Source organism: Maribacter spongiicola (assembly GCF_004364165.1).
GTDB classification, from domain to species: domain Bacteria; phylum Bacteroidota; class Bacteroidia; order Flavobacteriales; family Flavobacteriaceae; genus Maribacter; species Maribacter spongiicola.
Genome location: NZ_SOAY01000010.1, coordinates 243,868 through 262,701 on the forward strand (window position 1 = coordinate 243,868; position 18,834 = coordinate 262,701).

Annotated in this window: 2 protein-coding genes; both read left to right on the forward strand. The window is 37.7% G+C overall.

Features of this window, described 5'->3' with window-relative positions:
• Positions 1–502: 502 nt before the first annotated feature.
• Positions 503–17,851: a T9SS type B sorting domain-containing protein gene (locus tag CLV90_RS01770; protein WP_166638518.1), complete on the forward strand. Its 17,349-nt coding sequence runs from the start codon at positions 503–505 to the stop codon at positions 17,849–17,851.
• Positions 17,852–17,867: 16 nt separating this feature from the next.
• A complete protein-coding gene (locus CLV90_RS01775) occupies positions 17,868–18,818 on the forward strand; it encodes a PorP/SprF family type IX secretion system membrane protein (RefSeq protein WP_456237896.1) in 951 nt (316 codons plus the stop codon).
• Positions 18,819–18,834: the final 16 nt, after the last annotated feature.

Below are 18,834 nucleotides of genomic sequence, written 5' to 3' on the forward strand. Positions count from 1 at the left end.
GATTAACCTATAAAGTGTAAAACTATCTTATTCAAAAAGCACTTTCAGTTTACATTTTCCAAATAAAAAGTAAAGTAATTTCGCTTAAAACATAGGGTCTTTATATGGTGTTTTGTCTGCTTAAAATAGAACTTTTCAAGTCAACATTATAGTATTTATTACTAAAACAGAACAACAAAAATGAGTGATTATTTTAAATAAAATTGTTCTAGAAAACATGAAATTTTGCAACTCTTCAAAATATTTTCATCCTATTTTTTTTGAAATTATCTCAAACGATTAAATATTAAGATAGCGCTACTAGGTGTATTATCGTTGAAATACACTCTTTTTTAAAAAACGCAAACCCATTCTATTTGCTGTTTCACAACAGAAAACATCGTTGCTACAACAATAAATTCTTTAGCCAACTAGTATGGTTAATATTTGTTATTGGAGAATTCCGCGTGGAACGATGCGAAATGGATATCGAATGATAGGAAGGCTCCAACAATTTTACAACATGACCAGACTGACTCAATTTTTAGATTTTACCAAACTCATTTCTCCCATGGGAAAACAGTACTCAAAGTTTTTATATTTCATTTTATTTTTGGCATTAGGTTTACAAACCGCGGTATCGCAGGTTAAAAATGATTTCGACGTTCGTTATGAGGCTGATATTCGTGGAGAATTAACCTTTATCGCGAACAATATTGTAAACAGGTACGAACCTTCTACAACCCGTAGACAATGGGTGTGGAGAAATGGTCGTTGGAGAATAGAAAACGTAACTACCCCAGAAGTATCTGCAAATACGCCTCTTAACGCCACAGGCAGTGCTTCAAATTACAATGATAATTATGACATGCAATACATTGATGTCGATAGTGATAGCAGTACATTTAGTTCTAGTAGTGCCTACTTAGAAATACCAGATGTAGATTGTTCATTGGTACGTTATGCAGGATTGTATTGGTCTGCGGTTTATGTAAATTCTGATAGAAGCAATATTGATGATATTAAGTTTAGAACTCCAGGTGGTGCATACCAAGACATTACTGCAGATGAGGTAATTTTTGATGGAAATGGAGATACCGATTTTGGTTATTATAGTCCATACGCTGCCTATAAAGATGTAACTTCTATAGTATCTGGTTTAGCAAATCCTAACGGAGATTACTTTGTTGCCAACGTAAGAGCTAGTACTGGAAATAGTATTTCTGGTGGTATTTCTGGTGGATGGAAAATGGTTATTGTTTATGAAAATCCAAACTTACCTGGAGATAAATTTATTACCACTTTTGATGGTTATGCAGGTGTAAAGTCGGGTGAGAGTATTGACATCCCGGTGAACGGATTTACGACCTTACCCGCACCTTTTCCGGTGTATGCAAATATGGGAGTTGGCGCTTTAGAAGGAGATAACAGAATTGGTGGTGATGCATTACAAATTAACGCAAACGGATCTTTTACAACATTATCAAATGGACAAAACCCCGCTACTAATTTCTTTAATTCTAGCATTACTCAATTTGATACTCAATATACAGCCAGAAACCCTAATAGTATAAATACATTAGGTTGGGATGTTGACCTTTTTGAAATACCAAATGGTGGCGCCAGTAATACGATTATACCTAACGGTGCAACTAGCGCTATTTTAAGGGCAAGTTCTTCGCAAGATAAATATGATATTTTCTTTACATCTTTCGATGTAGATATTATTGCTCCGAATATAGTTTTGGAGAAAAGAGTACAAACACCAGGTGGTGTTGATATTACAGGTCAGGGTGTAAACTTAGGTCAGACATTAGATTATATTTTAACCTTCGAGAATATTGGAAATGATGATGGTGTAAATTATACCATTAGAGATGTATTGCCTGTTAACGTTTCTCCGCCAGATGGGCGTAGCTTTTTCAATGCTTCAGATTTTACATTTCCTGCTCAAATATGTACTGGTACCCCAAGAACTTGTTACGAGATTACATATGTTTACGACCCAGCAACAAGAGAAATTATTTTCAGTATACCAGATGTATATGTTGAAGATGAAGATGGTGAATATTCTATTGGTTTTCGTGTTCAAGTTGCCGAAAACTGTTTTGATTTTATAGATGCGTGTTCAGATTTAATTGAAAACTTAGCTTACAGTTCATATAGAGGTGAGAATAATTCTGCACAGGTTACAGATGATCCGAGTGTAACTGATTTTAATACATGTGGTTTTGTTATCCCTGGTGCTACAAACTTTCTTTTAGATGATCTTTCTGATTGTAATTTTGAGAGAACTATAGAGCTTTGTGGTACTAGTGCGATTTTGAATGCGGGTGATGGTTTTGATTCATATGTATGGTATCGCGACACAAACAGTAATGGCGAAATAGATGCAACCGACATCGAAATTAATGATGGTGATCCAGATAATGATCCTAGTACACAAGTTGTAACACTTGTTGGTCAATATATAGTAGATAAAATTGTTGCTGACCCTTGTAAAGGATTTAAAGAAATTATAACTGTAGAACCTTTTGGTTCTGGTAATTTACCTAACCCGGTAACAGAATATTTTAATGAGGTAAATGGAGATACCGATCCAAGTAATGATATTCCTGGTGAAATAGTTTTCTGTAGTGATGACAGTTCTTTTTTACCAAAAATATTTTTATGTGGTATTAACGATTCACAACCATTAGCAGTAAATATTGTTGACGCACAAAGTGTAACTTGGGAGCGATTGGTTGAAGGTAGTTGTGGTGTTGATGTTGGCGAAGATTGTGCCAACAGAGCTCTTACGTGTACATGGTCAGAAGTTGGTACAGGCAGCAACTATTTATTAAACGCACCTGGTGAGTACAGGCTTTCTGTTATTTATCAAAATGGTTGTACAAGTCGCTTTTTCTTTAAAGGTTTTCAGAACAACTTAGATATAGATTTTAATAATAGAGATATTGTTTGTGATACTGATGGTAATATTACTATTACAAATCTTGGTAGCGGTTATGGATATCAACTTGTAGATAATGATACCAATGCTACTATAGTTCCATTTAGTGCAAACAACGGACCAAGTTTTAATTTTGCTTCTGGTGAAAATGGTTCTTATAGAGTTGAGGTTACTCAACTTGATACTAGCGGGAACCCAATTGAAGATGCTTGTATTTTTACAACTCCAGTAATTGGGGTGCGTGAGCGAGCAATTACATATGATGTTAGTGTAACGCCTGAAACCTGTTTTAATTTAGGAACAGTTAACCTACAGATTACAGATGCAAATCCACCATATGCTTTTGAACTTAGAATAGATGAAGGTGCAAATGGAGGATTAGGTACTCTTATAGATAGTCAAAATGGTCATGCAGACAATAACTACACTTTTACAGATGTAAGTGCTGGTGACTATATAGCTTATATTTCTACAGATGATGGATGTTCTTATAGTGAATCGGTAACTGTTATTGATGAAAATGACCTTGAACTTACTGCAAGGGTTTCTCAACATATAACTTGTAGAGAAGGTAATATAATAATGAGTTCTGATGGTGGTAAAACACCACACACCTATGCCATTTGGGAATATATAGATGATTCTGGTAACACTGTAACAACTTATCCTAATTACTCTGATATCCCAGCAACAAACTTTCAAAGCAGTCAAATATTTGACATTCTTGACCCAGGTGATTACACTTTTGTAGTATTGGATAGAAATGGTTGTTATAGTGAATCAAATGTCGTTACTATAGAATTTAGACCCGCTGCCGAATTTGCTGCGACTACGGTTAATGACGTATTATGTTTTGGTGAATCTACCGGTAGCATTCAGTTCAACTTAATTGATGATAATGGGTATCAATTAACATTCTTTCTTTTTGATTCTGATGACCAACCTTTAGGTGAAAATACAACAGGTCTTTTTCCAAATTTGGCAGACGGTGATTATAGAGTAGTTATCAATCAAAGAAAAGGTAGTGCGTCATGTGATTATGAAGAGAGTTATTCAATAGCCGCACCAACTTCTGCTATTAGTGGTACTTCGGTTCTGATTCAAGATTATACATGTTTACAAGAGGGTATTATCGAGGCACAAAATGTTACCGGAGGTACCGCACCATATGAATATAGTATTGACGGAATCAACTTTATTCCAGATACGACCGTAAATGCACATCGTTTTGAAAACTTAACTGATGGTACTTATACTCTTGTAATTAGAGATGCCAATGGATGTCCGCTAAGTACAGACGAAATTGTAATCGACAGACCAAATCCACCAACAGATTTAATGATTGTAGAGTCTCAAATTACTTGTCCGGCACAAACCGTTAATTTAACGGTGAATGCTGTTAATGGTGCTGCGCCATATGTGTATACAATTACGGCACCTTCTTCTTTAACTCCTACAAGTACTTCAGGTAACGAAGCCGTTTTTGAAGATTTGGCTCCTGACACTTATACGGTAAGAGTTACCGATGCCGATGGTTGTTTTTATGAAGAAAATTATACGATAAATGCAATCAACCCAATATCGGCTAGTGGTCAAACAACGCAGCCAATTAGTTGTTTTGGTGCTGCAGATGGCGTTATCCGATTTAATGTAAACTTCCAAGCAGGTCAAAATTTCACGTATACCATTACAGGTCCTGCAGGTGTTGTTAGGACCGGTGGTACCGAAGCTTTAATTGATAATATCAATAATTTGGCTCCTGGTATATATACCATAGCTATTGTTGACACGGATACTAACTGTACATACAGTGCTTCACATGAATTGGAAGGTCCAGCCTCGGCATTGACTATTGCTAGTTTAACCGAAATACAACCTAGCTGTACATCACAGGGTAGTGTAAGTGTTCTTGCCGATGGCGGATGGGGAAGTTATGTATATGAATTAAGCAATCCAGATGGTACTGTATTTGGTTCTAATGCTACAGGTTCCTTTAATGGATTATTACAAACAGGAACTTATAATGGTACAATTACCGATGCTAATAACTGTAGTATTCCTTTTACTTTCGATCTTAATCCTGCGACTCTACCGGTTTTAGAAATAACACCTAATCAAGATTGTTTTGACAATGCTGTATTATTGACCCTGACCGCCAGTGTTTCTTCTGGTGGTGACGGTACTTTTGAATATAGCTTGAATGGTGGTGCTTTTAGTAGTACCAATATATTCTCAGGACTTGCAGCAGGTACATATACTATTAATGTTAGAGATGGCAATAACTGTACAGATACAGAGACTATTACAATTGACCCGGCATTAACAGTAAACGCAAGTGCAAGTAATATTACCGCTTGTAGTACCGATACCGACATTACTATTTCTGCAGCTGGTGGAGATGGTAATTATGTGTACGCTGTAGTTGCAGACGGAGTTACACCAACCGCTGGTGATTTTGACCCAAGTAATACTGTAACCGTGACCGGAACAGGTGACTACGATGTGTACGTAAGAGACAATAGCGGAAACGTTGATTTCTGTGAATCTTCATATGAGATTACAATAGAACAAGATGCTCCAGTAGCCGCAACACCAACTGTTGTAAATGTTACTTGTTTTGGCGGAAATAACGGTAGTATTTCTTTAGCACCAAGTGGTGGTGAGGCGCCTTATACATTTAGTATCAATGGAGGTACTTTCGGTACCGTAAGTTCATTCAATAATTTAACTGCTGGTACGTATGATGTTCGAGTAAGAGACGCGAATGATTGTGAGGCGACATTATCACTTTTGGTAAGTGAGTTACCTGAAATAGTAGCGGAAAGTGCACAGACAGAAGATTATACCTGTAATCAATTAGCAGAAATTACTGTTGGTGGGGTAACACCTACAACAGGTGGTTCTGGTTCTTACCAATATAGCTTAAATGGTGGTGCTTGGACGGCAGCGACTGCTGGTGGAACTGTTTATACAGATTTGACCAACAACACATACACCGTTCAAGTAAGAGATGCGAACAATATCAATTGTGTTGTAACTCTTCCTGAAATTATAATTGCTCCCTTACCAACAATACCCTCTTTAAGTAGTAGTGTTGCTTATAGTTGTGATGGAACAGGGGTAATTACAATTCTTCCAAGCGATGCAGCGTATACCTATAGCATTGATGGTAATACTCCTCAAATAGGTGACAATGTATTTAATAATGTTTCGGTTGGTCAGCATACGATTACCGTAAATTATGGTAGTGATTGTACCACAGATATTGTTGTAAATGTTGAAGACGGTTACCAATTTGAAGCTGCTTTGCTTTCTTCTAAAGATTTGGATTGTAATGCAGATAACTCTGGTTCTATCACTTTTGAGGTAGCTAATTATGGTACAAGCGGATTCGAATACAGCTTAGATAATTTTGCTAGTATTTTAGGTAGTACTACGGTATCGCCACAAACGATATCTGGTCTTGCGGCAGGTAGTTATAGAGTTTATGTTAGAGATGCAGGAAGTACTTTGCCAGGTTGTACAACATTTTTTGATGAATTCATTGAAGAACCAACATTGGTTGTTGCCGATGCAGATCTTACACAAGATTTTACATGTAACAATAGTGGCGGAGAAATTACGGCTAGTGCAACTGGTGGTACACCAGGATATGAGTACCGTTTAGAAGATACAGCAGGTACTGTTTTAGTTGCTTATCAAACTAACACGGTATTTAGTGGATTAACTGCCGGTATTTATAATGTACGAGCAATGGATGCTAATGGATGTTCAGACTTAATTGATGCAACAATTGAAGTTTTTGCTCCAGAAACACCAGCTTTTACTTTACAGGAAACACTGTGTTATAGTGGTAGTAATGATGCAACCATTGTTGTAAACGTTACTGCGGGTAATGGGGATTACCAATTTAGAATCAATGGTCGTTCTTATGTAACTCCGGCTCCAATAGATGCAACGACCTATACGTTTACGGGATTATCAAATGGTACATACATCGTTGAGGTTACCGATGCTTTTGGTTGTGATGCTCCGGCTCAAACGGTAACCATAGAACAACAAGTTACGGTTAGCGCAAGTGCAAGTACAATTACTGCTTGTGGTACCAATAGTGAAATAAATATTACCGCTGCAGGTGGAGATGGTAATTATGTTTATGCGGTAGTTGCCGATGGTGCAACTCCAACAGCTGGTGACTATGCAGCAACTAATCAGGTTACCGTTACTGGTGCTGGAGATTACGATGTTTATGTTTTGGACAATAATGGTGGCACAGATGCGTGTCCTGCCATGTATGATATTACTATTGCTCAAGATGCTCCTGTAGCAGCAACCCCAACTATTGTAGATGTTACTTGTTTTGGAGGAAATAATGGTAGTATCTCTTTAGCCCCAAGTGGTGGTGAGGCTCCATATACCTATAGTATCAATGGAGGTACTTTTGGTACCGTAAGTTCATTCAATAATTTAATTGCTGGTACGTATGATGTTCGGGTTAGAGACGCGAACGATTGTGAGGCGACATTATCACTTCCTGTAAACGAATTGGCTGAAATTGTAGCAGAAAGCGTACAGACAGAAGATTATACTTGTAATCAATTAGCAGAGATCACCGTTGGTGGTATAACCCCTACAACCGGTGGTTCTGGTTCTTATCAATATAGCTTAAACGGTGGTAGTTGGACAGCCGCAACTGCTGGCGGTACAGTTTTTACCGATTTAACCGATGGTACATTTACTGTTCGAGTAAGAGATGTAAACAATATCGCATGTGTAATTAATCTTCCGAATATCATTATTGCACCTTTACCAACAGCACCTTTATTAAGTAGTTCTGTTGATTATAGTTGTGATGGAACAGGAATAATTACCATTCTTCCAAATGATGCTACTTACACGTATAGTATTGATGGTAATACGCCTCAAATTGGTAACAATATATTTAACAATGTATTAGTTGGTCAACACGCGATTACTGTAAATTATGGTAGTGATTGTACAACAGATATTATTGTAGATGTTCAAGATGGTAATGCTTTTGAAGCTGCAATTTTATCTCATGAAGATTTAGATTGTAATGCCGATAATTCTGGTACCATAACTTTTGAAGTTGAGAATTTCGGAGCAGGTGGTTATGAGTATAGCTACGACAGTGCCTTTGCAATTATTGAAGGTAGTGATACTGCAGCAACACATCAAATATCTGGTTTATCTCAAGGTACTTATACCATCTATGTTAGAGATGTTGACAACCCAATTGCTGGTTGTACAGAAATGTTGACTCAGACAATTAACGAGCCTGCAGTTTTAACGGTTTCTAATACACCGACACAACCTACATGTATTGATGACGGTGCTGTAGATATTACGGTTACAGGTGGTACTGCTGCATATTCTTATGTAATTCAATTACCTGATTCTTCATTTACGCCAGTACAGAATTCAGGAATATTTACAGGACTTGATCAGTTAGGTTTACATATCATTACGGTTACCGATGCAAACGGATGTACAGATACGGATACCTTTACTTTAGTAGCACCCGTTGATCCTATAGCTAGTATTTTACCAAGTTCAGATGTATGTTTTGTTTCTTCTATAACTGGTTCTGCGACTATTGAAGTTGGTGCAACTGGTGGTGTGGCTCCATATTCATATAAAATAAATTCAGGTGCATTTGTAAATTCGAACACCTTTACAAATCTAACGCCTGGTAGCTACTCTTTTGAAATTAGAGACGCAAATGGTTGTACAGACACCATAACTTTTGATATTGAACCTCAATTAACGGCTAATCTTGCATTAACTAAAGACTTAGATTGTACTGTATCACCAGAGGCAACAATGAATTTAGTGACCAATGGCGGTTATGCACCATATACTTACGAATTAGAGGTTAATGGTGGTGGTTATGCTGCTTTTGCAGGAACATTCCCGTATTCAACTTCAACAGTTGGTACATATAGATTTAGAGTAACAGATGACCAAGGTTGTATTGCTGTTTCTAATTTAGTTACGGTTACTGCAACGGTAAATCCTGTTGCGACCGAAACCGTTACGAACCCTACTTGTTTTGGAGATACCAATGGTATCGTTGAAATCAACGTTGATCCTAATTTTGGGTCTTCTCCATATCAAATTAGTTTCGATGGTAGTGCCTTTACAAATCAAGGAGTATACACAGGTTTAGCTGCTGGCACATATAATTATATTGTAAGAGATTCTAAAGAATGTACGTACAACGGTAGTGTTACTGTTGTTAACCCTGTATTGTTCGATGCAAATGTTGTGGCAACCGATGTTAGTTGTGGTGTTTCTGGTGATATTCCTGGTAATATTGAAATTACAATTACGAGTGGTGGTGCACCAAACTTTACATATACCCTATATGATAATCTTAATAATATTGTTCCTACGACAGGGTCAAACCCAGTTGTAAATACTACAGCTACTACGGTAACTTTTGACGGTTTAGCTTTTGGAGACTACTATGTTCGTGTATTAGATGCTAATGGTTGTGAATATTATGAAAATCCGGTGCGTGTGCTTTCTAGCCCATATTTAGTAGTTGACCCTGTTTTAATGCCTTCTAGTTGTATAACTGGCGGTACGGCAGAACTTACTGCTAGTGGTGGTTCAGGTAATTATGATTTTACCATTTATGGTGCAGGTACAACACCAGATGCTGAGGCACCAGGTGCTACTGCAGATGAGGAAGTGGCTACGTATAACGGACTTAATCCTGGTTCTAGCTATGTTTTTCAAGTTATTGATACAGACACAGGATGTTCTAGTTTTGTTGAGGTCGATGTTCCTAACGTATCAAGTATTGATGTAGTTCCAACACCAACGGTAACAGATGTTGCTTGTTTTGGTGATACAAATGGGTCAATTGCTTTTCAATTTGAGGGTTATGATACTTCAGTGACTACTATTAATTATGAATTAAGGGAAAGTATTAGCAACACACCATTAGGTGGTGTTTATGCAGGTAGCGTTTCAGGTCCAATTGGTCCTGGTCCAACAGTTACTGAAACAATTTCGAATATTCCTCCAGGTGATTATGTATTATTCTTCCAAGAAGCGGCTACTCCTGAGTGTACAAATACTTATGAGTTCAGAATATTAGAACCTAACCCTGTTACCTTGACTCTAGCAGACCAAAATAACGGATACTGTTCAGAAGATGCCAATGTAACGGTTATCGCTGGTGGTGGTAATGGTTCTTATACGTATGCATATGTTCAAAACGGAGCTACTCCGGTGGCTGGAGATTATGGTACAAATAACTATGCTGAATTAGATCCTTCTGTAAATACAGAATGGGATATTTATGTAATGGACGGAAATGGTTGCTCAACAGCTTTACCTATAGATGTTACTATTGCAGATGATCCAACCCCAGCTATTTCTGGTTTGGTAATCAACCAATGTACTGCAGATGAGGGAGAGTTTATTATAGAAATTACGTTAGACGGAGAAGGATCTCAACCATATACACTTAGTGTAAACAGCGGTTCATACCAGTCTTCTACTTTAACGACTGCAGGTACTACACATCAATTTACCGACCTTAGTTCTGGTAATTACACCGTTCAGGTTCGTGATTTTAACGGTTGTGGAAATGTAGAGACGATCGAAATTTTTGCTCCAACTTCTATCACTGCTGAAGTAACCACTCAACCTTCATGTACCGAAGGAGATGGTGAAATTATAATTACAGCTTATGGTGGTTCTACCTTTTATGAATATGAATTGTTTGATAACGGAGGAATAAGCGTAGCTGGTGGACCTCAACTATCACCAATTTTTACAGGATTGGATTCAGGTGTATATACAGCTCATGTTTATGATACTGTTTTAGGTGGATGTACTGCCCAAACCGATGTTGAATTAGAATTGGCAACTCCTGTCCTATTTATTCCAGTAATAACAGATGTTACTTGTTTCGGTGATACAGATGGGTCTATAGTTGTGCAATTAGATACCACAATGGATAATCCACCTTATGTGTACCAATTATTTACAGAAACAGTACCTTCTGTTTTAGTACCCGTTGGTGTGCCACAAACATCTAATGTATTTAATAATTTACCTGCGAACGATGATTATGTAGTTAGAGTTACTTCAGGTCGTGGTTGTATTTTAGAAGTTGACAGTCCGGTAGGTACTCCGTTACAAATTTCAAACGTGAATGCAGATGTAGTTGAATTTGGTTGTACTGTTGGTAATAATTCAAACAATGCAACGGTGACTGTTGATACTGCAGCCATTACAGGCGGTAGTACTACTTATGTTACATATGAGTTTATTGATAGCAGTTCTGCTGTCGTTCAGTCTGGACCATCAAATGTATTAACGGTTACTGATAGAACAGGGGAGACTTATACTATTAATGTATATGATGACAAAGGTTGTTCAGGTAGCACAACAGCTACGGTATTACCTTATGATGAATTAACTGGAGCTACGGCTAATGTTACTAGAACTGCTACTTGTGAACCAGTTAGTGTTGGTGAAATTACGGTTATAGTTACATCAACGGCTGGTGATGATACGAAATATGAATATAGTATCGATAACGGTTCAACTTATGTTCCTACCAATGTCTTTAGCGGCTTATCTGCTGGAAACTACAATTTCTTAGTAAGACATACAGATACAGATTGTATTGTAACGGCTTCAGCTATTATTGAAGAGCCAAATACGTTTACTATAGATGTTGTTAAGACAAGTGATGTAGTTTGTTTTGGAACCGATACTGGTGAAGTAACTTTTGAATTGGTTGATGCAACATATAGCACAGGATTTAATTGGGAAATTTTCCGTACCGATAATACTTCTGTTGTAAGCGGTTCAGAATTAGCAAACGGTCCTACACCAATTATCAACTTAGGTGTTGGCGAATACTATGTTTCTATTTCACAAACAGACAATCCGTATTGTACCGATGTTGAATATTTCAATATTGCAGGTCCTGATGCCGATATTACAGGAAATACTGTAGTAACAGATATTACATGTGTTCCTGGTAATGACGGTTCAATTACAATTACTGACGTTGTCGGTGGTTGGGGTGGCTATACTTACTTTGTTGATACGATAGCACCAACATTACCAACTGATTTCGTAGTAGATGCTGCTTTCACAGGATTGGTTGCGGGTACATATCAAGCATGGGTACGTGACGCAGAAGGTTGTGAGCGATTAATTCAAGATAACATTGTTTTGGATGTCCCAGACCTAATTGATGCCGATTTACTTGTTACTCAAGAGAACTGTACAAACTTACAAGGTGAAGTAACGGTTAGCAACGTAGTTGGCGGACAAGGAAGTAACTATACATATCAATTAAGATTAAACGGTACAGATTTCCGAGCACCACAAAATACCCTAGTTTTTTCTGGTCTAGGTGCTGGTATATATGATGTAATTGTTTCAGATCAATGGGGTTGTACATTTACAACAGATTCAGTAGAATTATACGAGCAGTTAAGTGCTACTACTTCTGTAGATAAAGCCATTGATTGTACGGGTACACCAGGCGGTACAATTACTATTAATGTAACTGGTGGTTCTACAAACCTCGAGTTTGTAATGACACCTCCAACAGGTCCTAATGTTACACAAACAAACAATCCAACATTTACAGATTTAGTTGATGCTGGTAACTATAGTTTCTTAGTTAGAGATTTAGATACTACAAACCCTGTTTGTGAATTAACGGTTACGCAAGAGTTAGCTCCTGCAATTCAGCCAGTATTTACAGATTCTCATATAGATATCACATGTTTTGGATCTAATGATGGCTCAATTACATTGACGCAAGTTGAAAACGGAGTAAATCCGTTGACATTTACGATATCTCCAGTAGCCGGAACGTTTAATGCAAGTAACAATACATTTGAAGGCTTACCTCCAAATACCTATGTTGTGACTGCAACAGGAACCAATGGTTGTAGTACTGTTTCTGGTAACATTGTAATAGATGAACCTGCATTGATTTCGAATATCAATACTTCGGTAGTTGAATTCGGTTGTACTGTAGGCAATAACCCTAACAACGCTACAATTACAGTTGACGAGACTGCCATTACAGGTGGTAGCGGTAACTATGTAATTTATGAGTTTTTAGATAGTAGTTCTGCCGTTGTCCAATCTGGTGCGTCTAACCTGTTAATTGTTACGAACAGAGCAGGTGACACGTATACTATCAATGTTTATGATGATAAAGGATGTTCTGGTAGCACAACGGAAACCATACTTCCTTTTGATGAGATTACTAATGCAGTTGCAAATGTTTCCAATACGGTTACTTGTGATCCAATTAGTGATGGAGAATTAACAGTAGTTGTAACTTCAACTTTAAGTGATGCTACTAAATTCGAGTATAGTATTGATAATGGCGTAAACTACCAACCAACTAACGTTTTCGGCGGATTATCTGCGGGATCGTATACGATTCTTGTGAAGCATTTAGATACAGATTGTATCGTTTCTGCAACACAAACTATAGATGAACCAAATACATTTACCATCGATGTTGTAAAAACAAGTGATGTTATTTGTTATGGCTCTGCAACAGGAGCAGTTAACTTTGAATTAGTTGATGCAACATACCCTGGCGGATTTACGTGGACTATTTATGACACTGAAGGCACACTAGCAGATATTGGTGATGATACCATTGTTATCTCTGGTACGGAAGCAACTACAAATGGTCCTACAGCAGACATCAGCTTAGAAGCCGGTAGTTACTATGTTTCTATAAGACAAGATAATAGTCCAGACTGTACAAATACAGAGGCATTTACTATAAACGGACCTACAGCTGATATCAGTGGTGATACTGTTGTAACTGAAATTACCTGTAACCCTGGTGATGATGGTTCAATTACAATCACTGACGTAGTCGGTGGTTGGGGTGGCTATACATACTATGTAGGTGTAGGTATTCCTGCAACTACAGATTTTGTAGCTAACGCTACTTTCGATTCTTTACCAGCTGGTACATACCAAGCATGGGCTCGTGATGCAGAAGGTTGTGAGCGATTAATTCAAGATAATATTCTTCTTGAAGTTCCTGAGGATATTAATGCCGATTTACTTGTTACTGTAGAGAATTGTACAAACTTACAGGGAGAACTAACAGTTGATAACGTAGTTGGCGGACAAGGAAGTAATTATACATACCAATTGAGATTAAACGGTACTGATTTCCGTGCGCCACAAAACACGAGAGTATTCACAGGTCTTGGTGCTGGTAGTTATGACGTAACGATTATAGACCAATGGGGTTGTCCTTTTACAACTAATGCGGTGGTGCTTTATGAGCAAATGGATGTTTCTACGACAGTAGATAAGTCTATTGATTGTTCATCAATACCAGGTGGTGAAATTACGGTAAATGTAAATGGTGGTTCAACAAACCTTGAGTTTGAAATGACGACTCCATTAGGTAGTGTTGTAACGCAAACTACAGGCGTATTTACAAACTTAACCGAAGCAGGCACATACACATTTGAAGTAAGAGATTTAGATACAACGAATCCTGTTTGTGAAAGAACAGTGACTCAGACATTAGATGCGCCAGTAGACCCAGTGCTATTAGATGCAACTATAGTAAACGTAAGTTGTTTCGGTGGTACAGATGGTAGTATTAGAGCTAATATTGACCCGGCTACAAATACAAACCCTGAGTATCAGTATGAACTATATGATATGGCTGATTTGGTTACTCCGATAGCAACACAGACCAATCCGTTGTTCACAGGGTTGCCAGAAGGTGATTACCAAGTAAGAGTTATTTCTAGTAGAGGTTGTGAAGACATCAAGAATGAAACAATCACAGAACCATTAGAACTAACGGTTAGTGCAGTGGCGACAGAATTTAGTTGTGCAGCAGATAATAGTGTTAACACGGCAACGATAACGGCGACTGCTGGCGCAGGTACAGGTACCGCACCATATTTATACAGTATAGATAATATCATCTTCCAAGCACAAAATACATTTAATGTTAGCGATACAGGAAGTGCACAAGCTATAGATGTATATGTAAAAGATGCCAAAGGTTGTACTACGTTCGATACGGTTACAATTCAACCTATAAACACATTCACGGCGACTGTCGCTCAAGATGTAGCTATTAACTGTACTGTTGATGAAACAATAATAATTACTGTTGCTGATAATGGCTTGGCACATAACTACGGTTATGAGTTGTTACCTATTGGTAATGCCACAGGTACATTGATCAGTACTACAGCAACTTCTGCAACGTACGATTTAAACACTGTTGGATCTTATGTATTTAGAGTTACAGATTTAGATACGGGTTGTTATGTAAATACAGCTAGTTATACTGTTGCACCGTTCGACTTTATTACGGCAACTGCAACAGCAACAACTGCAGTAACTTGTTTTGGTGAACTTAATGGAAGCCTAGAAATTGATGTTGACGGATATATAGGAAACTATACTTACGAGGTATTTAATGCCGCAGGTACATCAGTTATTCCTGCGACAGCATCAGACACAAGCGTTAACCCAAGAACGGTAACAGGATTATCTGGTGGTACTTATTATGTTACAATTACAGAAACCGATGTTCCTTTATGTTCTGAAAACACGAACAGAGTAACAATTGCTTCTCCTGACAGACCCTTAAGTGGAACTGTTTCAACGTTGGCTGAAGCTACTTGTACAGATGACCAAGGTGCTATAAGAGTTGAGGTTGAAGGCGGTTATAGACTTTATGATATTGTATTGACTAACACTACAACGGGTGATACATATACTATGGACGATGTTAGTGAAGGATTGTTTACTGGTTTAGCTTCAGGTGCTTATACGGTAAGTATTACCGATAATGCCGGATGTGTAGTAAACTATACTGAAACATTGGCAGCAGCTACACCAATAGTGGCAAACGCAACTCCGCTTGTAACAGACTTAGCTTGTTATGGAGATAGGGGTGCCTTAGTCACTGCAAACGTAACTGGTGGCGGTAGTGGTAATTATGAATATCAATTGAATTATTATGATGCAACTGGCACTACGATTACCTCGACTACGGGAGCTCAAAATAATCCTAATTTCAGAGATTTAGGTGCAGGTTTCTATAGTGTTACCGTAGTTGACGGATGGAACTGTGATACCACAACGAATACCGTTGAGGTTAGAGAGCCAACTGAAGTACAGGCTAGTTTAATTAGAACCGATGCATTAACATGTGCACAAGGCGCAGAATTTGAACTTACCGCATCAGGTGGTAGTGGTTCATATGAGTATAGTGTTGACAATATCAACTTCTTACCAATGACAGGCAATGTAGTTTACTTGCCAGAAACAGGTACGTATCAAGCGGGTAGATATCAATTCTATGTACGTGATGCAATTAACGGTTGTGAATCTGCAATCTCTAATGCAATTACTGAAAGTGAAATACCGCCATTATTGTTATTTGTTGATCAAACTGCTGCAGTATTAAATTGTACTGGCGAAAGCACAGCTATTATTTATGCAAGTGCTGATGGCGGATTAGGAAACTACCAATATGAATTGTTTACTGATAGTTCTTTAAGCGTAGCTTCTAGAATTGCCGGTCCTCAATCGCAAGGTGTATTTAGAAACCTAGGTGCAGGTACATATTATGTAACTGTAACTAGCGATGATTGTGAAACAACACCAGAAACTGTTGTTATTGTTGATCCAACACCATTGACATATACAGATAGCGTCATAGATATTACATGTTCTGGTGAAAATGATGGTGAGATTACGGTTACACTTTCAGGAGGTGCCGGTGGTTATCAGTATGCAATTTCGCCAAACCTGAATCAGTTTTATGCTGAAGGTACATTTACCGAATTGACCCCGGGAGAGTATACAATCATTGCACAAGACCAAAATGGTTGTTTCGAATACTTGACATATACTATTTCAGAGCCGTTAAGTTTAGAAGTAACGGCAGATACCACACCAGAAATTTGTGTTGATAGTCAAGATGGTTCTATTATTCTTGAAATAACAGGCGGTACGGCACCATACAGTACGGCATTGAATTCTAATGACGATGCAGACTTTGTATTGAATAGAACTGAATTCTATGACATGGCTGCAGGTAACTACCTCATCGTAATTAAAGATGCCAATGGTTGTGATACTAATGTAGTAGTTGATATTGAAACCGGAGTAAACCTTAATGCTACAGTAGTACCTGTTTATGAATGTTCAGGTGATACTCCAGATAATTATGTAAATATCACCTTAGAAGATGATACTGTAATTGGTGATGTGCTTTATGCAATAGATTCTGTTGATCCAGCTGCTTTCCAATTGAATCCTGATTTCAGAAATTCGGCACCAGGTAACCATTATATTACCATTGCACATTCTAACGGTTGCTTACAGACCATTGACTTTGTAATAGAAGCTTTTGAACCATTGACACTTGCTTTAGAGCAAAATAACATGAACGAAATAACCGCTATAGCCGAAGGTGGTCGAGAAGGCTATACATACTACTTTGATGGTTATGACAATGGTGATAATAACACGTTCTATATCACAAGAACAGACACTTACGAGGTGCGTGTTGTTGATGAGAACGGATGTTCTACTGTTGCAAACATATTTATGGAGTTCATAGACATTGAATTACCTAATTTCTTCACCCCAGATGGAGACGGGCAGAACGATTTATGGATCCCTAGAAACATTGAACAATACCCTCAAATACTAATAAAAATATTTGATCGTTATGGTAGAGTGGTTTCCGAACAAGCAGTTGATTCTGAAGGTTGGGACGGAACTTATCAAGACAATGAATTGCCAACAGGAGACTACTGGTATGTAGTAAAACTGAACGGTGATCGAGATGAAAGAGAATTTGTTGGACACTTTACCCTTTACCGATAAAACTTAACCTAAAATGATGATGCGGAACAGTCTTTTAACACTGGTATTATTTATAAGCGTACTTTCCCTAAAAGGACAAGAGCTTACGATACCTCAATTATCGCAATACCTTGCCGATAATCCCTTTGTAATGTCACCTACCTATGCAGGTATCGGCGACCACGTTAAAATAAGACTTAACGGACTTACCCAATGGGTTGGCATTAAAGATGCACCCGATACACAGTCTTTAGCAGCCGATATGCGTATTGGTGAAAAATCTGGTATTGGTATGTTATTGTATAATGATAGTAATGGTGAAACCAAGCAACAGGGCGCTCGCTTTTCATTTGCGCATCACCTTACGTTAGATCGTTACGATGATGAGTTTTTATCATTCGGTATCTCGTATAATTTTAACCAGTTTAGAATTGATAATACGAATCCTGATCTAATTGCAGATCCTGCGTATGTAGGCGATAAAGCGACTACAAACCATAACTTTGATATTGGGGCACTATACAGATATGACAAATTTTATTTCAGTATCAACGCTTCAAATGTTTTAGATAAAGATTTAAGTAATTTCAACGCTTTATACGAGCCAAATAGATTAAGAAACTATTACGTGTATACAGGTTACAGATACATGAAGAAAAGAACCAGCAAGATGGAAATAGAACCTTCTGTGTTGTTTCAATTGTTTGAAAGTGACGGGCGTTCTGTTACCGATTTAAACTTGAAATTCAGATTTTATGATTTTGAAGATTATTTTTACGCAGGTATTAATTATCGTTTCTTGAATGATCAAATTGGTAATCCGCTTTATATCGCTCCTATCGCAGGTTTAAAGAAAAGTAATTTTTACTTCGGATATTCTTATCAAGTTATTCTTAACGAACTTCTTGGCTATAGTTCTGGTACGCATGTCATCACTCTAGGGGTAGATTTATTTCAAGGGATCAGTAATTGTCGTTGTACGTATTAATCCTTCATGGAGATTC